The sequence below is a fragment of the Nocardia sp. CDC159 genome, from assembly GCF_023740735.1.
Taxonomy (GTDB): Bacteria; Actinomycetota; Actinomycetes; order Mycobacteriales; family Mycobacteriaceae; genus Nocardia; species Nocardia pulmonis.
The window spans coordinates 16,095-35,587 of the sequence record NZ_JAMRXH010000013.1 but is presented as its reverse complement, the minus strand read 5'-3'; the positions used below and the strand labels follow the sequence as shown (position 1 = coordinate 35,587).

The 19,493-nt window shown below is 68.7% G+C and carries 21 protein-coding genes; 8 read left to right on the top strand and 13 right to left on the bottom strand.

Annotated elements, in window-relative coordinates:
- Positions 1 to 237 precede the first annotated feature (237 nt).
- Complete coding sequence (locus NDR87_RS25455) at positions 238 to 1,221, top strand: XdhC family protein (RefSeq protein ID WP_251912712.1); 984 nt, start codon at positions 238 to 240, stop codon at positions 1,219 to 1,221.
- 1 nt (position 1,222) lies between these two features.
- Here NDR87_RS25455 and NDR87_RS25450 read toward each other — a convergent pair whose 3' ends face one another.
- From NDR87_RS25450 to NDR87_RS25430, 5 genes are all read right to left on the bottom strand, one after another.
- Positions 1,223 to 2,299, bottom strand: a complete 1,077-nt coding sequence (locus NDR87_RS25450) for an ABC transporter substrate-binding protein (protein ID WP_251912711.1) — start codon at positions 2,297 to 2,299, stop codon at positions 1,223 to 1,225.
- Positions 2,300 to 2,361: 62 nt separating this feature from the next.
- The gene (locus NDR87_RS25445) at positions 2,362 to 3,150 is read right to left on the bottom strand and encodes an ABC transporter permease subunit (RefSeq protein ID WP_251912710.1); all 789 of its coding nucleotides are present in this window, start codon (positions 3,148 to 3,150) and stop codon (positions 2,362 to 2,364) included.
- Complete coding sequence (locus NDR87_RS25440; RefSeq protein ID WP_251912709.1) at positions 3,147 to 3,896, bottom strand: ABC transporter permease; 750 nt, start codon at positions 3,894 to 3,896, stop codon at positions 3,147 to 3,149. Before NDR87_RS25440 ends, NDR87_RS25445 begins: the two co-directional genes overlap by 4 nt.
- Entirely contained in the window at positions 3,893 to 4,732 is an 840-nt protein-coding gene (locus NDR87_RS25435; RefSeq protein WP_251912708.1) for an ABC transporter ATP-binding protein, read from the bottom strand. The genes NDR87_RS25440 and NDR87_RS25435 overlap by 4 nt, the downstream gene beginning before the upstream one ends.
- A 66-nt stretch (positions 4,733 to 4,798) precedes the next feature.
- Positions 4,799 to 5,176 carry a hypothetical protein gene (locus NDR87_RS25430; RefSeq protein ID WP_251912707.1) on the bottom strand — a complete coding sequence of 126 codons (378 nt, stop codon included), beginning with the start codon at positions 5,174 to 5,176 and terminating at the stop codon, positions 4,799 to 4,801.
- A 164-nt stretch (positions 5,177 to 5,340) separates the two neighbouring features.
- Here NDR87_RS25430 and NDR87_RS25425 point away from each other — a divergent pair, with 164 nt between their 5' ends.
- Positions 5,341 to 5,577 carry a hypothetical protein gene (locus NDR87_RS25425; protein ID WP_251912706.1) on the top strand — a complete coding sequence of 79 codons (237 nt, stop codon included), beginning with the start codon at positions 5,341 to 5,343 and terminating at the stop codon, positions 5,575 to 5,577.
- A 3-nt stretch (positions 5,578 to 5,580) separates the two neighbouring features.
- Here the strand turns inward: NDR87_RS25425 and NDR87_RS25420 are convergent, their stop codons facing one another.
- From NDR87_RS25420 to NDR87_RS25400, 5 genes are all read right to left on the bottom strand, one after another.
- Positions 5,581 to 6,405, bottom strand: a complete 825-nt coding sequence (locus NDR87_RS25420) for a class II fructose-bisphosphate aldolase (RefSeq protein ID WP_251912705.1) — start codon at positions 6,403 to 6,405, stop codon at positions 5,581 to 5,583.
- A gap of 13 nt (positions 6,406 to 6,418) precedes the next feature.
- Positions 6,419 to 7,348, bottom strand: coding sequence for a hexose kinase (locus NDR87_RS25415; RefSeq protein WP_251912704.1), 930 nt, complete (start codon positions 7,346 to 7,348; stop codon positions 6,419 to 6,421).
- Entirely contained in the window at positions 7,345 to 8,496 is a 1,152-nt protein-coding gene (locus NDR87_RS25410) for an N-acetylglucosamine-6-phosphate deacetylase (RefSeq protein ID WP_251912703.1), read from the bottom strand. Before NDR87_RS25410 ends, NDR87_RS25415 begins: the two co-directional genes overlap by 4 nt.
- Positions 8,497 to 8,670: 174 nt before the next feature.
- On the bottom strand, positions 8,671 to 9,597 hold the full coding sequence (locus NDR87_RS25405) for an ROK family protein (protein ID WP_251912702.1): 927 nt from the start codon (positions 9,595 to 9,597) through the stop codon (positions 8,671 to 8,673).
- A gap of 10 nt (positions 9,598 to 9,607) precedes the next feature.
- A complete protein-coding gene (locus NDR87_RS25400; protein WP_251912701.1) occupies positions 9,608 to 10,519 on the bottom strand; it encodes a sugar isomerase in 912 nt (303 codons plus the stop codon).
- 118 nt (positions 10,520 to 10,637) lie between these two features.
- Here NDR87_RS25400 and NDR87_RS25395 point away from each other — a divergent pair, with 118 nt between their 5' ends.
- Genes NDR87_RS25395 through NDR87_RS25380 form a run of 4 tightly spaced genes read left to right on the top strand, consistent with a single transcriptional unit; the run spans position 10,638 to position 14,468 of the window.
- A complete protein-coding gene (locus NDR87_RS25395; RefSeq protein ID WP_251912700.1) occupies positions 10,638 to 11,882 on the top strand; it encodes an extracellular solute-binding protein in 1,245 nt (414 codons plus the stop codon).
- Positions 11,879 to 12,775 carry a carbohydrate ABC transporter permease gene (locus NDR87_RS25390; RefSeq protein WP_251912699.1) on the top strand — a complete coding sequence of 299 codons (897 nt, stop codon included), beginning with the start codon at positions 11,879 to 11,881 and terminating at the stop codon, positions 12,773 to 12,775. Before NDR87_RS25395 ends, NDR87_RS25390 begins: the two co-directional genes overlap by 4 nt.
- A complete protein-coding gene (locus NDR87_RS25385; RefSeq protein ID WP_251912698.1) occupies positions 12,772 to 13,692 on the top strand; it encodes a carbohydrate ABC transporter permease in 921 nt (306 codons plus the stop codon). The genes NDR87_RS25390 and NDR87_RS25385 overlap by 4 nt, the downstream gene beginning before the upstream one ends.
- Positions 13,689 to 14,468 (top strand): DeoR/GlpR family DNA-binding transcription regulator, encoded by a 780-nt coding sequence (locus NDR87_RS25380; protein ID WP_251912697.1) that lies wholly within the window; start codon positions 13,689 to 13,691, stop codon positions 14,466 to 14,468. The genes NDR87_RS25385 and NDR87_RS25380 overlap by 4 nt, the downstream gene beginning before the upstream one ends.
- Before the next feature lie 34 nt (positions 14,469 to 14,502).
- On the opposite strand, the gene NDR87_RS25375 is transcribed toward NDR87_RS25380, so the two are convergent.
- Positions 14,503 to 15,228 carry an SDR family NAD(P)-dependent oxidoreductase gene (locus NDR87_RS25375; protein ID WP_251912696.1) on the bottom strand — a complete coding sequence of 242 codons (726 nt, stop codon included), beginning with the start codon at positions 15,226 to 15,228 and terminating at the stop codon, positions 14,503 to 14,505.
- A 75-nt stretch (positions 15,229 to 15,303) separates the two neighbouring features.
- Between NDR87_RS25375 and NDR87_RS25370 the strand changes: the two genes are divergently transcribed.
- Both NDR87_RS25370 and NDR87_RS25365 read left to right on the top strand, forming a co-directional pair.
- Complete coding sequence (locus tag NDR87_RS25370) at positions 15,304 to 15,849, top strand: MarR family transcriptional regulator (protein ID WP_251912695.1); 546 nt, start codon at positions 15,304 to 15,306, stop codon at positions 15,847 to 15,849.
- 50 nt (positions 15,850 to 15,899) lie between these two features.
- Complete coding sequence (locus tag NDR87_RS25365) at positions 15,900 to 16,337, top strand: DUF4254 domain-containing protein (protein ID WP_251912694.1); 438 nt, start codon at positions 15,900 to 15,902, stop codon at positions 16,335 to 16,337.
- A 149-nt stretch (positions 16,338 to 16,486) separates the two neighbouring features.
- Here the strand turns inward: NDR87_RS25365 and NDR87_RS25360 are convergent, their stop codons facing one another.
- Complete coding sequence (locus tag NDR87_RS25360) at positions 16,487 to 17,737, bottom strand: lipase family protein (protein WP_251912693.1); 1,251 nt, start codon at positions 17,735 to 17,737, stop codon at positions 16,487 to 16,489.
- Between the two features lie 76 nt (positions 17,738 to 17,813).
- Complete coding sequence (locus NDR87_RS25355; RefSeq protein ID WP_251912692.1) at positions 17,814 to 19,406, bottom strand: ATP-dependent DNA ligase; 1,593 nt, start codon at positions 19,404 to 19,406, stop codon at positions 17,814 to 17,816.
- Positions 19,407 to 19,493 lie beyond the last annotated feature (87 nt).

The following is a 19,493-nucleotide window of genomic DNA, read 5'->3' as shown; positions in this document are numbered from 1 at the left end:
TCGGGGCTGCCACTCGACGGGCGAAGATCACCGATGGCATTTTCCGACCGTTCCGGTAATTCGGTTGTGCTATCTCATGAACAACGGGCAACGGTGATCAAAACCGCGCAAGGAAATTCGCTAGCCCGTACCGTTTCCCGACAGAACCGATATTGTGGCCGTCACGTGCGACGATTCGGCGACGGGTCGCGACAACGACTACCCGCCCGGTCGCGCACGCTGACCGGGAGCAGTGTGATGCGTGACATCGTCGATGACCTATTGCGGGTGTGGTATGGGGGCCGAACGGCCGGACTGGCCACTTTGGTACGGACCTTCGGCCCCGCCACGCTGCCGGTGGGTTCGGCGATGCTGGTGGATCCGGACGGCGGTGTGTTCGGGTCGGTCTCCGACGGATGCTACGAGGGCGCGGTGCTCGAGGCGGCGGTCGAGGCCGCGCGGACCGGGCGGCGCGAGCTGCGGCGGTTCGATACCAAGACCGGACTGGAGGTGGGGGCGGACTGCGGGACCATCGATGTGTTCGTGGAACCTTTCTCGCGCAACGATTTTCCCGAATTTCCTTCCGTCGCGGCCGATATCGCCGCATATCGTCCGGTCACGGTGTTCACCGTGGTGTGGCATGCCGATCCGGAGGTGATCGGCCAGCATCTGGTGACCGATCGCAAGCACAACACCGAAATGGTGTCGCTGCCGGAGTCGGATATCTTCGTCTCCTCCTTCACCGCGCCGCCGCGACTGATCATCTTCGGCGCCAACACTTTTGCGGCCGCGCTGGCGGTGCAGGGGCGGCTGCTGGGTTATCGGGTCACCATCTGCGACGCCCGCGAGAGCTTCGCCTCGGCCGCCTCGTTTCCCGGCGCGGAGGTGGTGGTGGACTGGCCGCATCGCTATTTGAACGCCCAGGCCGCCGCGGGCGAGATCACCGCGCGGACCGCGCTGGTCGCGGCCACGCAGGACCCGAAGTTCGAAATCCCCTTGCTCACCGTGGCTTTGCGGCTGCCGGAATTCGGCTATCTCGGGGCGCTCGGATCGCGCAGCGCCCATGCCAACCGGGTGGAGGCGTTGCGGGCCGGTGGCTTCGGCGAGGCCACCCTGGCCCGGCTGCACTCCCCGGCCGGGCTCGACATCGGGGCGCGCACGCCGATGGAGACGGCCGTCGCGGTGGCGGCGGAACTGCTCGCCGTGCGGGCGGGCGCCCGCACGGCGGTGCCGGTGCCCTGAGCTACTTCAGGTCCGGGCGCTCGGCCAGCAGTTCGCGCAGGACCGACAGGTCGAACAGCTGCTCGGCCTTGATATTGATCTTCGCCTTGGCCAGCGCCTCGATATTCGCGGCGATGAGCTGGTCGGTCATGGTGAACAGGCCGTTGGCCCTGGTGTCCGCGGAGACGACCAGATCGTTCTGCGCCTTGGCCTGCTGAATTTGTTCGGCCAGGTTCAGGCGCTGATCCTTGCCGTAGACCTCCACGGCGAGGCGCGCGCTCTCGGCCGGATTCGCCACGGCGTCCTTCCAGCCCCGGATCTCCGCGGCCAGGAATGCCTTCAGCTTGTCGCGCTCGGAGTCGATCGTCTCCTGGCGCACGGTCAGGGTTTCGGCGGTCAGCGGCAGGCCGTAGTCGGCGAACAGGAAGTGTGCGGTCTCGAAGCCCTTGGCCTCCAGGGTGATCGGCTCGTTGGTCACATAGCTCACCCAGCCGTCGACCTCGCCGTTGGCCAGGGGCGTCGGATCGAACTGGGCGGGCACGATCTGAACGTCGCTGGGCTGCATGCCGTTCGCCGCCAGCAGGGCGTTGAAGATCAGCTGGTTGGTGTCCTGGACGCCGATCTTGCGGCCCTTCATCTCCCTCGGCGTCAGCATCGGCTTGGCGGCGGAGCTGACGATGCAGAACGGATTCTTCTGGTAGGTGGTGCCGACGATCTTGGCAGGCAGGCCGTCCAGGACCGCGGGCGCGGTGGTCTGGGGTGCGGACATGCCCAGCCAGATCTTGCCGGTGTCGAGTCCGGCCTCGACCGAGGTGCTGGCCGCGCCGCCCGCGATCAGGTTGACGCTGCCGAATCCGGCCTCGCGGTAGTAGCCCTTGGAATCGGCGAAGTACTCACCCGCGAATTCGATGTTCTTCAACCACGACAGCTGGATGGCTACCGTGCCGTACTTGGAGCCGTCGGGGGTGGTGCCGTTGGAATTGCCGGAGGTGGAGTCACCGCCGCAGGCGGCGAGCAGTCCCGCGCCGCCGAGCGCGAGCCCGGACAGCGCCGAGTAGCGGAGAAAGGACCGACGGTCCAGGGATGTAACGCGAGTCATGCCGGAAATCTAGGGCGTTCGGATTGCGATTTCTTTGCTTTCGCGGGATCGACTGTGTGAACTCAGCTCCGCCCGGCGTCGGGACCGAAGCGGGTGAGGATCAGGTTCTCGATCACGCCGACGATCGCGTAGAGCAGTACCGAGACCAGGGTGACCAGCACGATCGAGGCCCACAGCCGGTTGTACTGGAAGGTGGGGATGGCGCGAATCAGGCTGGCGCCCAGCCCCGTTCCGCTGCCCAGCCACTCCCCCAGCAGCGCCCCGATGAGCGCGCCCGGCACCGAGATGCGGGCCGCGGCGAAGACCGACGGCAGCGCCGCCGGGACCGCGACCATGCGCAGCCGGGTCCAGCGCGAACCACCGTATGCCGCAACGAGTTCCATAGCCTGCACCGATGCCGAGCGCAGGCCGGTCATGATCATCACCAGGGCCGGGAAGAACACCACGATGGCCGCCAGCACGGTCACGCCGAACAGCCCGCGCCCGAACACCAGCACGATGATCGGCGTCAGCGCCACCAGCGGAACCGAGCGCAGCAGCATGGCCACCGGCATGAACGACTGCTCCACCGCGGGCAACGTGACGAACAGCGCGGCGACCACCAGCGCCGCCAGCATGCCCACGCCGAATCCGATGGCCGCGTCCTGCAGGGTGATCCGCAGATCCGCCAGAATCGCCTGTCGCGCGCTGTCGCTGGTGGCCAGATAGGTCCATACGTCGCCGGGCGTCTTACCCACGCGCGGACCCACTTGCGGGAACAACTTCAAGAACGCGTACCAGAACAGCAGCATCAGTAGCAGTGAAATGGCCAGCGGGAGCAGGAATTTCCCGATTCGGCGCAACGCGTTCACGCCCGTACCTCCCGTCCGGTCCACGGCGCGACCAGCCGCGCGACCAAGGCCACCACCGCATATCCGAGCCCGGCCAACGCCGCGGCCGCCAGGGCCATGCCCCAGGTGCGCGGGACGTTGTAGGCGGTCTGCGCGGCCGTGAGCGCCACGCCGATACCGCTGTCCACCCCGCCGAGGTATTCGCCGATGATGGCGCCGAGCACCGCCGAGGGCGCGGCGATCTTCAACGCCGCCAACGTATTCGGCAGCGCCGCGAACAGCTGCACCCGACGCAGCTGCTGCCAGCGCCCGCCGCCGTAGGCCCGCACCAGATCCAGGCTGGTGCGATCGGCCGAGCGCAGCCCGGCCACGGTGCCGACCATGGTGGTGAAGAAGCAGTACATCGCGGCCAGGAATACCGTCGGCGTGCGCCCGCCGAAGACCACCAGGATGATCGGGCCCAGCGCCAGCAGCGGGGTGCAGTAGCTCAGGATTGCCAGCTGGGTGGCCAGCGCCTCGATGGGCGGGATTAGCATGACCAGCACGGCCAGCGCGATGGCCAGGCCGTTGCCCCAGGCGAAGCCCTGCAGCGCGCCGAGGGCGGTGATGCGGAAGTTGGGGCCGTACAGCGCCCAGCCGTCGGTGTACATGGTGTGCAGCACCGTCCACGGGCTCGGCACCGTGCCGCCCGCCACCCGCAGTTCGGCCAGCAGCCACCACAGCGCGATCAGCGCGACGATGCCGAGGGCGCCACTGATGCGTTTCATTCCACTGCCTCCGGAATATTCAGGGCCGCTTCGGCTTCCGCCTCGATGCCGCCGTGCCCGGTGCGGCCGAACAGTAGCTCCGAGAGGTAGTCGTGCAGGCGGTGGAATTCCGGCGAGCGCATCATCTCCGGGGTGCGCGGGCGCGGCAGATCGATGGGAACCGTCTCCACCACCCGGCCCGGCCGCGGGCTCATCACCGCCACCACATCCGACAGAAACACCGCCTCGGCGATGCCGTGCGTGACCATCAGTGTGGTGGCGGGCTTCTCGGTCCAGATGCGCAGCAGTTCCAGGTTCAGCCGCTGCCGGGTCATATCGTCGAGCGCGCCGAACGGCTCGTCCAGCAGCAGCACGGTGGGCTTGACCGCCAGCGCCCGCGCGATCGAAACTCGTTGGCGCATACCGCCGCTCAACTGCGCCGGTTTGGCCTTTTCGAAGCCCTCGAGGCCCACCAGCGCGATGAGATCGGCGATGAGTCGCGGTTCCACCGGCAGCCCGGCCACCTGTAGCGGCAGTTTGATATTGGATTCCACACTGCGCCAGGGCAGCAGCGCCGAATCCTGGAAGGCGATGCCGAATTCGTGGCGGCGGCGCAGCTCGGCCGGGGTGGCCCCATTGATCCGGGCGGTGCCCGCCGACGGCGTTTCGAGGCCGGCGAGGATGCGCAACACCGTGGACTTGCCACACCCCGACGGCCCCAACAACGACAGGAACGCGCCCTGCTCGGTATGAAGTTCGACCGAATCCAGCGCCCGCACCGTGCGCCGACCGACCCGGAATGTCTTGTCCAGGCCGCTGATGTGAATACCCGTCCCCGCGGCCGCCGTACTGCTCATATCGGTCACCCTAGGAGCTACCGGTTGCACCGATATTGCGAATCGGCGCATCAGATTTCGGGTGCGTTACCAGCCGGGTTCGAACCACCGCCGGGCCGAGGGGCGGAACAGCAGCACGATCACGATCACCGAGGCGGCGGGGCCCAGCCAGCCGGGCGGGTGACCGGCGGTGATGGCGGGGACGGTCCACAGCATGTTCAGGCCGGACAGCAGTACCGCGCCGACGCGGATGGATTCGCCCACCGCGCCGAAGGCCAGGGCCAGCAGTCCCAGCAGCCAGCTCGGTACGAAGCCGAGCGCGGTGATCAGTGCCAGCCGGGAGCCGAGCAGCCAGCCCGCCGAGGCCGTGCATGCGATGCCCAGTGCCGCCATGGCCAGGGCCAGCAGCTGTGCCGCGCGTACCGGCGCGGGCATTCGCTGGGTCTGAAATGCGCTGTCGGACATCAGTGCGGACTGTACCGCGCGGTCGGATAACAGCGGTGGCAACGCGCTGTCACAGTTGTTCACCAGCCGGGGAATCGGCGCGGAAAGCGCCCCTGACGCGGGGATAATTCCGGAGAGGGCAGAGGCGGGGGACACACCGCTGCCATCGGAAGTAGGGAGCCAGTATGGCAATCGGCACGTTCGTCTACATCGACTCGGACGGCCACCGGCGGGTACTCACCGACCCCGTCGACACGATCGCCTACAACGTGCAGATGTGGATCGATGCCGAGGTGGTCAACGACACCGACACCACAGCCTGGCTGCACGAGAAGGAGGACGGCGACGGCCGCTCCCATCCGCTCGCGCCGGGGGATCGGGCCCAGCCCGAGGAGTTCGTGGCCAGCGTGGTCTTCGCCTGAGGCTCAGGCGAGCAGTCGCAGGAATCGTTCCACTTCGGCCTGTACCGCCGCGCGTCCCGGACCGAGGTACTTACGCGGATCCGACAGCCGGTCGTCCGCGCCGAGGATGCCCCGAACCGATTCGGCGAGAACCACATTCAGGCGGGTCGCGATATTGATCTTCGTCATGCCGTGGTCGATGGCCGAGCGCAGGCCCGCGTCGGGCACGCCGGAGGAACCGTGCAGCACCAGCGGCACGGGCACCTTCGCGGCCAGGCGGGCGATCAGCTCGTCGTCGAGTCGCGCGTCGCGGGTGTGCATGGCGTGCGAGGAGCCGACCGCGACCGCCAGCGCGTCCACGCCGGTGGCCGCGACGAAGGCCACCGCCTCGTCCGGATCGGTGCGCACCCCGGGAGCGTGGGCGCCGTCCTTGCCGCCGACCTCGCCCAGCTCCGCCTCGACGAAGACGTCGCGCTCGTGGCACCAGCGCGCGATATCGGCCGTGCTGTCGACGTTTTCGGCGTAGTCGAGGGTGGAACCGTCGTACATGACCGAGGTGATGCCGAGTTCGACCGCCGCGGTGATCAACCGGCGCTCGGTGGCGTGATCGAGATGGACGGCCAGCGGGGCGGAACTGTCCTCGGCGATCGCCAGGCAGGCCCGGACCAGCGGTTTCAGCCCGCCGTGGTATCGGACGGTGTTCTGCGAGATCTGCAGGATCGCCGGGCGATTCGCCGCCTCGGCCGCCGCCGCGATGGCCTCGGCGTGTTCGAGGGCGATCACGTTGAACGCGGCCAGGCCACCGGGGCGGGCCGCGGCGAGCAGGTCGGGGACGGGCAGCAGGGTCATGCCGGTGGCTCTCCTAGGTATTCAGCTCGGTGACGACGACGTCGGGGGTCAACCGGGTGCGCACGGCGCGATCGATCTCGCCCGCGACCGGAATCACCACGGCCGCGGCGGAGGTGGCGACCGCGTCCACGAGCAGCTGCGCCCAATCGGGTTTCGGGTCGGCGGCCAGGGCGGCGATGACCGCGGCGGCCGCGGCATCGCCCGCGCCCGTGGGGTTTCCGGCCATCGGCTCGGGCAGGGCCGCCGACCAGGCGCCGTCGGCGGTGACCGCGACCATGCCCGCGCCGCCGCGGGTGGCGATGATCGCGCGCACGCCGCGCTCGAGCAGCGGGCGCGCCGCGGCCGCGACCTGTTCGGGGGTCTCGGCGCTCTCGCCGGTGAGATGCTGCAGTTCGTCGCCGTTGGGCATCAGCACCACGCCCGGCACCTCGGCGGCCAGTTCCAGGGCGCGGCCGTCCACATCGCAGATGGTCGGCACACCCGCGGCCAGCGCGGCGCGAGCGAGTTTGGCCGGGACCTGTGGGCCGACGCCGCCGGGCAGCGAGCCGGAGACGACCATGCCGCTGGTCTCGGGGAAAAATCCGGTGACTCGGACCATGAGCTGATCGACGGCATATGGATCGGTCACGCGCGCGCCGGGTTCCCACAGCGAGGTCGCGGTGCCGTCGTCGGATTCACTGATCACCAGCGTGCGGCGCACCCACGGCAGCGCGTGCACGAAATCGACCGGCAGTTCCAGTTCGGCGGCCGCGGCGAAGGCGTAGTCGGCGAAGCCCGTGGCGCGCGTGTAGCGGCCGAGCTGATTGAGTACCCGGGCCACATTGATGCCCTTGCCCCCGATGCGCTGCTCGACCGAGAGCACCCGGTGCACCCTGCCCCGCTCGAAATGCTCGAGCCGGTAGGTCATGTCGTAGGCCGGGTTCATGGTCACGGTGAGGATCACGTCAACCACTGTCCCCGACGGAGCACGCGGCGCAACCCCAGCTCGGCGTCGACCACGACGGCGTCGGCGCGCAGGCCCGGCCGCAGCTCGCCCACGTCTGCGAGGCCGAGCGCCGCGGCGGGGGTGGCGGTCGCGGCCCGGACGGCCGCGGCCAGCGGCACTCCGCATTCGCGCACCACCCAGCGCAGGCAGCGCAGCAGAGTGGCAGTGCCGCCGGCGATCGAACCGCTGGCGACCCGGGCTACCCCGTCGACGACTCGTACTCGCTGCGGGCCGAGTCGATATTCGCCGTCGGGGAGCCCGGCCGCCTGCATCGCGTCGGTGACGAGTGCGACGCGATCGCGTGCGGTCGCGAAAACCAGTGCGCCGAAACCGGGTTCGACGTGGACGCCGTCGCCGATGAGTTCGACGTAGGCTTGCCGTTCCGACGCCGCGACCAGTCCGGCGGCAACGGGGCCGGGGTCGCGGTGGTGCAGCGGCGGCATGCCGTTGGCCAGGTGGGTGATCACCGTGGCGAAACCGTCGGGGGCCAGCCGATCCCGGAAGGTCTCATAGGAGGCGTCGCTGTGGCCCAGGGCGACGACGACGCCGCTGTCGGTGAGCAGTTTCGCCGCGGCCTCGAATCCCGGCCGCTCGGGCGCGAGGGTCATCATGCGCAGGTGGCCGTCGGCGGCGGTCAGCAGGCGTTCGATCAATCCGAGGTCGGGGTCGATCAGGTAGTTCGGGTCCTGCGCGCCGCAGCGCGCTGCCGACAGGAAGGGTCCCTCGACGTGGATGGCCGAAATCCCTCCCGCCGCAGCCACTTCGGCGAGTGCGCGCACCTGTGCCACCATCTCGTCGGGGGGCGCGGTGACGATGCTCGCCACCACGGTGGTGGAGCCCTGTTCGTGGTGATACCGGGCCGCCGCCCGTGCCTCGGCCGGGTCGGTGGTGTCGAAGCGATGGCCGAAACCGCCGTGATTGTGGATGTCGACCAGGCCGGGCAAGATCGTGCCGAGATGCGGCGGCTGTTCCGTATCCGGATGTGTGGCAAGCCAATCGGCCAGCGTCTCCACCGCGGCGATGTACTCACCGCGCACGGTCACGACGCCGTCGTCGATCTCGCCCGAAGCGGTGACCACCCGTCCGCGCAGCCACAGTTCACTCATCGTGCCCGCCTTGCCGCGTCATTCCGACGTGCTTTCGGCCGGACTCCTGGGAGGTCGCGGCCGAATGCACGCCGGGATAAGGAAGAGGGACCATGCCACCGGGATAGCGAGAGACCACGCCACCGCGATGACGAAGGCACGAGATGCCGACGGAGGGGTGTGGGACGATCGTGATCATTCGAGCGCCCCTACCCGTGCGTAATGCGCCGCGCCGACCAGTCCGGCGCGAGCGCCGAACTCGCCCAGCACGACTCGCGGAGCCGTGGCGACCCGTAGCAGTGTGTCGAAGCGGCTTTGGAGTGCGCCGGTGAGGACCGCGCCCGCACCCGCCAGGCCGCCGCCGAGCACGATCAGCGACGGGCAGCTGGCGTGGATGACGCCGAACAGGCCCTCGGCCAGCGCGTCGACGGCGTCGTCGACCACGAAGCGGGCGTCCGGATCGGTGTCCAAGACGGCGAATACCGTTTCGGCGCCCGGGATCTCGCGGCCGGTACGGGCGGTGTAGGCGCGGGCGATGGCGGCCCCGGAGGCCACGGTCTCCACGCAGCCGATACTGCCGCACGGGCAGCGCAGCCCGTCGCGGTGGCGGACCGGGATGTGGCCGTACTCCCCGGCCTGGCCCACCGCCCCGCGCACCAGGCGGCCGTTCACCGACAGCGTTCCGCTGATGCCGGTGCCGAGGATGACCACGCAGACATCGTCGTGACCGCGCCCGGCGCCGTAGCGCCATTCCGCCCAGCCCGCGACGGCGACATCGTGTTCGAGGAGCACCGGCATCTGCCAGCGATCGCGAAAGCGGTTGCCCACCTTGACATCCCGCCAGCCGATATTGCTGCTGAAGACGGCGAGCCCGCGGATCGGGTCGACGATCCCGGGCAGGACGACCGCCGCCCGCGCCACCCGATCGCGGTGCGGCGCGGGCAGTTCGGCCAGCAGTTTGGCGCCGAGGTCGGCCATGGCGTCGAAGGCCGCCTCGCCGTGTGGCGTGGCGACGGTACCGGCGCTGTGCACCGTCCCCGCGGCATCGGTGATCTCGGCCTTGATCGTGGTGCCGCCGACGTCGACAGCGAGCACCAGATCCTCGGGCCCGACGGTGGTCATGGCGCGCCCGTCACCCGAGGATCACCGACCGGTTCAGGCTGCGCGGGTGGTCGGGGTCCAGGCCCAGATCCGCCGCGCGCAGTACGCACAACCGGTGCAGGCGCACCAGATCGGCCATCGGATCGATGGCACGCTGCTCGAAGTGCGCGCCGGTGGCCTTGACGTCGACGGCCAGGCTGGGGTCCACCTCACCGAACGCCCACACCGCACGCCCCGGCGCGGCGATGCTGATCGGACCGTGCCGGTATTCGGTGGCCAGATAGCTCTCGGCCCAGGACTGGCAGGATTCGCGCAGCTTCAGCCCGGCCTCCTCGGCGAGCGCGGCCGCGAAGCCCAGGCCCACGAAGCTGATCTGCTCCGCGTAACGCACTGCGGCGAGGGAGGTTTCGAGATCCTCGGCCAGCACCGCGCGGGCCTGCTCGACCACCGGGCCCAGATCCTCACCCAGATGCCAGCGCAGGATCGCCAGCGTCGTGGTGGCGAAGCGGGTCTGCACCACCGACTGCTCGTCGACCTCGTCGATCAGGATCGGATCGCCCAGCTCGAGCACCGGCGTGCCCGGGCTGGAGCAGATCACCGTGCGCGGCACCCCGCTCGGGATGGCGCGCATCGCGTCGACCACCTCGGTGGTGGTGCCGGAACGGCAGATCACCAGGAACCGGTCGTACTCGCGGCGGGTGCGCACATCGCTGGCGGGCCAGGCATCGGTCAGACCCTGACCGGCCGACTCGCGTAGCGCGGCGATGGCGCGGGACATGAAAAGCGAGGTGCCACAACCGATGACGGCCACCCGCTCACCCGGCTGCGGCAGCAGCGCGGAGTGCTCGGCGGCGATCGACGCGGCACGCGTCCAGTCATCGGGCTGGGTGGCCACCTCGGCGGCCAGATGAGTTTCGGGGATTCGCTCGGCAGAGGTCGGCACGAATTCAGGATCAACCCAATTGATCGTTCATGTCAACTTAACAACGAAAACGGTCACATTCGATCACTGTAGGGGTTAGATTCTGACCACACGGATTGTTCATTGAAAGGTCTAGCTCGTGAAACGTCCACTCCGCGGCGCAGTTTCGTCGTTCGCGCTGCTCACCGGCCTGGTGTTGGCGGTGTCGTCCTGCGGGTTCGGCGGCAGCAAGTCCGATGACTCGGACCCGAACTCCCTGTCCTTCCTCGCACCGATCTACAGCGACGGCACCAAGTCGGAGTGGGACAAGATCATTTCCGACTTCCAGAAGCAGAACCCCGACATCAAGGTCAATCTGCAGATGGAGTCCTGGGATTCGATCAACGACGTGGTGCGCACCAAGCTGCAGTCCCCGTCGACCACCCCGGACATCCTCAACATCGACGCCTACTCGAGCTTCGCCACCGACGGCATGCTGTACCCGGCGACCGATATCGTCGAGCCGTCGGTGATCAGCGATATCCAGCCCGGTTTCGCCAAGAATGCCTCGATCAGCGGAACGCAGTGGGCGCTGCCGCTGTTCGCCTCGACGCGCACGCTGTTCTACAACACCGAGCTGTTCAGCCGCGCGGGCATCACCGCACCGCCGAAGACCTGGGCCGAACTCACCGACGTCGCCAAGAAGATCCAGGCGCTCGGCGGCGGCGTCTCCGGCTACGGCCTGCCGCTGGGCAGCGAGGAGGCCCAGGGCGAGACCTCGATCTGGACCTTCGGTGCGGGCGGCAGCTGGTCCAACGGTACCGAGATCACCATCGACACCCCGCAGAACCGTGAGGGCGTGGCGGCGATGAAGGCCATCGCCGAAGCCGGTGTCACCCAGCCGAATCCGGGTGCGACCGACCGTCTCGACGTCATCAACGCCTTCATCCAGGGCAAGATCGGCATGATCGAGGGCCTGCCACCGACGATCGGTCAGATCGCGCAGAAGAATCCGGGGCTGAAGTACGCGACCGCGCCCTCCCCCACCAAGTCCGGCGAGCCGGTCACCCTGGGCGTCGCCGACCACCTGATGGCGTTCAAGAAGGACGGCAAGAAGCAGGCCGCGATCAAGAAGTTCCTGACCTACTTCTACTCCGCGCCGGTGTACTCCGGCTTCGTCAAGGCCGAGCACTTCATCCCGATCACCGACAGCGGCACCAAGGCCATGGCCGACGACCCGGTCACCAAAGCCTTCGCCGCCACCCTGCCGGTGGCCAAGTTCTACCCCAGTAACAACCCGAAGTGGGGTGCGGCCCAGGGCGCGATCCGCCAGCAGATGGGGACCGTCGCGCAGGGCGCCGACCCGGCCGCGGTACTGGGCAAGATTCAGCAGGCGGCGAGTTGAGGGGCGCCCTGATCCGATCCACGGCGGCGCTGCGCGCGCTGCCGTGGATCGGCCCGGTGCTGGTACTGATCGCCGGGGTCGTCGCATTCCCGGCCGGGTACATGCTGTGGACCAGCACCCGCGATCTGAGCCCGTACGGGCAGGATCGCGGCCCGGCCGGTCTGGACAACTTCCGCAAGCTGTTCGCCATCGACGAATTGGGCAGCGTGCTGCTGCACACGGTGGTGTGGGTGGTCGCGGTCGTGGTCATCACGCTGGTGCTCTCCGCGGCGCTGGCCCAGTTCTTGAACAAGGAGTTCCCGGGGCGCACCGCGGTGCGGCTGGCGATTCTGGTGCCGTGGGCGGCCTCGGTGGTGATGACCACCTCGATCTTCGCCTACATGCTCGATCCCGATGTCGGCATCGCCAACCGGTTCCTCGTCGACATCGGCCTGCTGGACCGGGGTTTCGGCTTCACCAAGCAGGCGGGCCCGGCATTCCTGGTGGCGATCGGGGTGGCGGTGTTCGTCTCGGTGCCGTTCACCACGTACACGATTCTGGCCGGACTGCAAGGGATTCCGGCCGAGATCAGCGAGGCGGGCCGGGTCGACGGCGCGAGCGCCTGGCAGCGCTACCGACATCTGACGCTGCCGCAGCTGCGTCCGGCGATCGCGGTGGCCACGATCATCAACATCATCAACGTGTTCAATTCGCTGCCCATTCTGCAGGTACTCACCGGCAGTATCGCGGGTTTCGATGCCGACACCACGACGACGTTGACCTTCAAGCTGATTCGGCAGAATCAGGAGGTCGCCACGGCGGCGGCCATGAGCGTGCTGAACTTCGCGCTGATCGTGGTGATCATCGCGGTGTACGTGCGGTTCACTCGATCGGCCCGTGAGGAGGCGCGATGACAGCATCCAATCCGGTCACGGTCGACCGCGCCGCGGCCGCGGTGACCTCGGAAACCATTGTCGCTCCGAATGATTCGGCGTTGACCCCGCGTAAGGTGCGGCGGCGGTGGGATCTGACGCTGGTCGGCATCGCGTTGGCCGCGCTGTTCCTGATCCCCTATGTCGTGATGGTGTTGGGATCGCTCAAGCCGCGCTCGGAGATCCTGCGCATTCCGCCGACCTACATTCCCGAGCAGTGGCGGCCGGACAACTACGCCACCATGTGGAACACGCCGGAGACGCCGCTGCCGTTCAATCTGGTGAGCACGCTGGTGATCTCGGTATTCGCCACGGTGGTGGTGCTGCTGGTGGCGATTCCGGCGGCGTATTACACCGCGCGCAAGCAGTTTCCGGGCAAGGTGGCGTTTCTGGGGCTGGTGCTGGTCACGCAGATGCTGCAGCCGGTGGTGCTGGTGACCGGACTGCTGCGGGAGTTCTTCACCCTCGGAATCAACGACACCTGGCTGGCGATGATTCTGGTGAACGCGGCATTCAATCTGTCGTTCGCGGTGTGGATCCTGCACAGCTTCTTCGCCTCGGTGCCGGTGGAGATCGAGGAGGCGGCGCAGTTGGACGGGTTGAGCCGGTTCCAGATCCTGACCCGAGTGAGCCTGCCGCTGGTGTGGCCGGGCATCGTGACCGCGACCATTTTCGCGTTCGTCTCGTGCTGGAACGAATTCGCCGCGAGCCTGGTGATCCTGACCACGCCGGAGAATCAGCCGCTGTCGGTGGCCCTGACGAAGTTCATCGGGCAGTACGACACGGCTTGGCAATATGTCTTCGCTATCTCTACGGTCGGCATCGTGCCCGTTGTCATTCTGTTCGCGCTCATCGAGAAGCGCCTGGTCGCCGGTCTCACCGCCGGAAGCGTGAAATGACCGCTGCGACGGATCGCTCCCAGCGCTGGAATCGGCTGCTGGAGTTGCTGGCCGACACCGGCCGGTTGTCGGTGGAGGAGGCGTCCGAGCGATTGGGCGTCTCCCCCGCGACCATTCGCCGCGACTTCACCGCGCTCGCCGACCAGCAGCTGGCCACCCGCACCCACGGCGGCATCGTGGCCACCTCGGTCGCCTACGAGCTGCCCGCCCGCTACCGCGGCGGCGACGAGGCCAAGCAGCGGGTGGCCGAACACGCCGCGAGCCTGGTGCTGCCGACCGAGGTGGTCGGCCTCAACGGCGGCACCACCACCACGGCCGTGGCCCGAGCCCTGGCCGGGCGCCCCGATCTGGCCACCGCCGAGCTGACCATCGTCACCAACGCGCTCAACATCGCCGGTGAGATGGTGCTGCGCCCCCACCTGCGCACGATCTGCATCGGCGGCCAGGCCCGCCGCGAATCCTACGAACTGCACGGCCCACTGGCCGAGCGCGCCATGGCCGAATTACGCCTGGACACCCTGATTCTCGGTGTCAACGCCATCACCGCCGAGGGCGGCGCCCAGGGCCGCCACCTGGACGAATCCGGCATCAACGCCGAAATGGTCCGCCGCGCCGAGCGAGTCATCGCGGTCGCCACCGCCGACAAACTGGAAAAGACCGCCCTGGCCCGTATCTGCCCGATCGAGGACATCGATGTCCTCGTCATGGATACCGCCGCGAATCCGGAGGCGATCACGGCCATTCGCGAGGCCGGGGTGCGAGTCGATCTCGTCTGAGCGATCCGCCCCGGACCGCGGGCGATTGGGCCGGTCAGCGCGTCGGGTGGGCGCCGCCGTTGACGTTGATGGTTTGGGCGGTGATGTGGTGGGCGCCGGGGGTGGTGAGGAAGTGGACGGTTTCGGCGATGTCGGCGGGGGCGCCGGGGCGGTGGGTGAAGGTGTTGGCTATCAGGGTGTTTCGGCGGTCGGGGGTGAGTTTGTCGCGGAAGAATTCGGTGTCGGCGATGTAGCCGGGGGAGACGATGTTGGTGGTGATGTCGCGGGGGCCGAGGGTGCGGGCGAGGTCGATGTTCCAGGAGGAGAGCGCGGCCTTGGCGGCGCCGTAGGAGCCGGAGCCCTGGTCGGCGGCGATGGAGCCGATATGGATGACACTGGCGCCCTCGGTCAGGCGGTCGGCGAGGGCGTGGGTGGTGAGGACCGCGCTGAGCAGGTTGGCGTTCAGGTTGGACCACCAGGCTTCGGCCAGCGCGGCCAGGCCCGCACGCTCGGGTAGGTCGAATCCGGTATTGCCACCGGCATTGTTGACCAGCACATCGAGGCGGTCGGGCAGCCGGGAGGCGAGTGCGGTCAGCTGGTCGGGATCGGTGTGGTCGCACGGCAGCGCGTGCGCCCGATCGCCCAGGGCCGCGGCCGCCTTGTCCAGCACCGCGGGGCGGCGGCCGGTGAGGTAGACGGTGTCGCCGTCGGCGATGAAGCGCTCGGCGATGGCGTAGCCGATACCGGTTCCCCCGCCGGTCACCAGGATGTTTCGGGTCATCGGAGATCCCTCCCGGTTTGTTTAGATCTAAACGTACGTTCCCCACTGTAGTCGTTTAGGTCTAAACTGCAAGGCGTGAACGATGACCATCGCGATGCCGCCGATCGGATCGCCGCGGCCTGGAACCGGGAACGACCCGGCACGTCCACCGAATCGATCGGCATCGTGACCCGGCTGTGGCAGCTGGCGAAGATCTTCGGCGAGGACCGCCGCCGGGTACTGGCCGCCGCCGGGGTCGACACCGCCACGCTCGATCTGCTGAGCGTGCTACGGCGCAGTTCACCGCCCTACACGCTGAGCACCCGCGAACTCGCCGAGCGCACCCTGGTCACCCCCGGCGCGATCTCGCAGCGCGTGACCCGCGCCGAACGCGACGGCCTGGTCGCGCGCCGCCGCGAGCCGGGCGGACGCACGGTATGGGTCGAATTGACCCCCGCCGGACACGCATTGGTCGAGCGCACGGTCGACCTGGTGCTCGATCGCGAGCTGGAACTGCTGGATTCGCTCGACGCCGAGCAGCGGCAGCGGCTCGCCGAATTGCTGCGAGTGCTGTTGCGCGATGTGCAGATCCGCACCGGGTACGAGGGGCTGAGCCAGGTCGGGGATGCGGGCGTGGGCTGAGCTCGCCGAGCCGTTGCCGATCAGAAACATTGGCCGTGCAATATGGCGCCGTGGCATCGCTCCCACCGAAAGACCTTCTGCTGCAGGCGTGCCGGGGACTGGAACCCGGCGAGCACTTCGTGCTGCGCTGCGCCTGCCGCCTGGCCGAGCTGCACGAGCACCGGCTCACCGTGACCGTGACCGCCGATATCGACCGGCAGCGGGCACAGTTGGTGCACGATATCGATCGGTGGGTCGATACGGAGTTACCGTCCGCGCCCGGCGGCGCGCGCCTGCACACCGAGACCATCGGCACCGTCATCGACCGATTGGCCCAGTTCTCGGCCCTGGCCTACCTCGCCCTGACCAGCACGCCCCAGTGGCTGGCCGACGATGCCTGGCGCCGACTGTCGGAATTGGCGACCGCGTATGCGGATCTGGCGACCGAGGTGAGCGCGGGTCGGACCCGGCTGCCGCGGCTCAATGGCCATCACGAATACGAACACTGACATGGTGCTACCGGCGACGCGCAGGGGGTTGCGCCGCCGGTAGCGGGAAAGTGGTTCCGCGTCCTCGTATTACAGTGTGCGCCCGTTGGCTGAACTGTGGCCAGGATCAAGCTGAGAAGTAGCTGAATTTCGACGGCCGGCGCAGCGGCTCAGGGCACGGCCACCGTGCACCCGGGCGGTACGAGCTCACCCTCGAGCAGTTCGGTCACCCAGTTCGACACCGCGGGCACCGCCATCGCCCCGACCACGAAGTGCTCGCCCGGATAGGGCGCCAGACGCACCTGCGCACCCTTGCCACACCAGCTGTGATAGAGGTTCCGCACACCCTCGTACGGGACCCAGAACTCGTCCTTGCCGTGGTAGACCATGGTCGGAACCTTGGGCGCGATCGCGCCGAGCCGGTTGTCCGCCACGATTTTTCGCACCATCGGCAGTTCGGTCGGATCGGGCACGTCGGTAAGCTGCTCGAGCCGCACCGGCACCGTACCCAGGGCGGCCAGCTGACCCGAGCAGACGTCCCGGAACAGATGCGCCAGCCGCCAGCCGTTGTCGTTGAGCAGGCCCAGCAGCTCCGGATACTCGCGCGCCAAACCCAGTGTGGCGCCGAGCAGGACGCCCGAGCCCACCTGGCGGCCGTTCATGATCTTCACCAGCAGGTCGTAATCGGCCGGGGTGCCGCCGACCAGCGCACCGACCAGATTCAGCTCGGGCGCGTATTCCGGGGCCAGTTGGGCGGCCCAACCCGTGGCGATCGCTCCGCCCGAGTAGCCGCTGATCACTACCGGCGCCTTCGGTTCCAGCTCGGGCATACCGAGACGCACCGCCGCGCGGGCGGCGTCGAGCACCGCGTGCCCACCCATCAGCCCGGCCGCGTATGCCTGCCGTGGACCCTGATGGTCGGGCACGATCACGGCGTAATTGCGGTCCAGTAGTAGCTGAATCGACAGCTGGTCGGCGGAGAAGCCGCGTTCGAGCGTGTACGAGGGCGCACACCAGTGGCCGAGTGAGGAGATCGGGATGTTGTAGGAGACCAGCGGCCGCGGCCCGGCGCCGGTCCACGGCGCCTTCGGCAGCATCAGCGTGGCCACCACCGGCACCGGTTTGCCCTTGCTGTCGGTGGAGCGCACCAGCAGCTGGATCGCCCGCACCGGGGTGGTGAACCAGGACGGCACCGAGCGCGCCCGCAGCAGCGTTGCGGGCGAACGGCTTTCGAAGTCCGCGGGCGGCACGTAGAACGGATCGGGCAGCGGCGTCGGCAGCACCGCGGCGAGTTCGTGCGGCGGATCGACGAATTCGGCGATCGACTCCTCGGCGCCCACGAACACCGGCGCACCCACCGACACCGCCGCCAGCACGGTCACCACCCACAGCCGGGCGACCGCCCGCCACCTAGCCGCCACGTCCTGATCACTCCCGGGAATCGGTGCATTCGCACAGGTCAGAGGTGATCACAGCGTCTCATACCCGATGGTCTGTTCAGGTTTTTCGAATCGGCGTGGCGTCCGGGGAGGCGGCCTGCCCGGGTGGCAGCAGCGCGCGGACCGTCTCGATGGTGTCGGCGTCGGCGGGTTCCTTGTCCGGGCGGTAGCGCAGCACGCGGGCGAAGCGCAGGGCCACCCCGCCCGGATAGCGGGGACTGATCTGGACGCCGTCGAGGGCGATTTCGACGACCAGCTCCGGATAGAGGTAGACGGTGTATTCGTCGCGGGTGCGCTCGTGGCGGGGGAATTCGGCGGTCTGCCACCGCAGCAGGGCGTCGGTGAGACCCTTGAAGGTCTTGCCGACCATGATCGGATCGCCGCCGTTGGGGTCGCGCGCGCCCAGGTGCAGATTCGACAGGTAGCCGGTGCGGCGGCCGTAGCCCCATTCCGCGCCGAGAACGACGAGGTCGAGGGTGTGCGCCGGTTTGATCTTCTGCCAGGCCCGGCCGCGTCGGCCCGCGGCGTAGGGCGCGGACAGTGATTTGATCATCACGCCCTCGTGTCCGGCCGCCAGGGCGCCGTCGAAGTATTCGGCCGCGGTCTCGGCGTCGGGGCGGATGAGCGCCGGAATGCTGTGTTCGCCCGCGACCTTGGTCAGCGCGGCGCGGCGCTCGCTCAGCGGGGCGTCGAGCAGGTCGGCTCCGTCCAGGTGCAGGCAATCGAAGAAGTACGGATGCAGCAGCAGATCCCGGGTGGAGGCCGCCTGCGGCAGGCGCAGGGCCGGATCGAGGGTGGGATCGGTGGCGAAGCGGCTCATCGTCTCCTGGAACGGGCGCGGGCGGCCGGAGTCGTTGAGCGCCAGCGTCTCGCCGTCGAGAACCACGCTTTCACAGGGCAGTTCGCCGACCAGCTGCACCAGCTCCGGTACGCCGGAGGTGATGTCGCGCAGCGTCCGGGTGAACACCCACACCCGGGAGCCCTTGCGGTGCACCTGAATTCGCGCACCGTCCAGCTTGTGCTCCACGCTCACCTCGCCCGCGAACTCCTTCAGCGCCTCGTCGAGGGCGGCCCCGGGCGAGGCCAGCATGGGTTGGATCGGCCTGCCCACCTCGAGCCGGAATTCCGCCAACGCCGCCGCGCCGCCGGTCAACGCCGCGGCGGCGGTCACCGGCAGCTGACCGGACAGCATGTAGGCGCGGCGGACCAGATCCACCGGCACCTCCGCCGCGCGCGCGACGGCCTCGGCGACGATCGCGGTCAGCGCACCCTGGCGGAGCTCGCCGGTGAGCAGGCGGATCAGAAAGTCGCGTTCGGCCGCGGTGGCCGCGCCCAGCAGGGCGACCAGCAATTCGCGGCGACGGGCGGCCGAACCGGACCCCGCCGTCGCGGCCAGGTCGGTGAAGGTGGCGTCGACCTCGGCCACGGTCAGGCGCGGCCGCGCGGCCGGATCGACCGCGATGGCCGTCAGCGTGCGCCATCCGGTGCCGATCCGCCCCTGCAGCAGCTCGCCGGAGATCCACGCAACCACCTGCGCGAGCTCGCCGGGACCCGCCTGCGCCAGCAGTTCGGCCAGCGTGGCGATCTTGGTCTTGCGCGAGGAGGTCGCCCGCACGGCCTGCGACGCCTCGACGACTCGGGTGAGCAGCACGGTTTCGACGGTAGCGCCGGGGTGTGACATATCGCGCAGCGGATTGCTAATTCCCGCATTGGCAAACCTGCGAAAGCGCCCATAAAC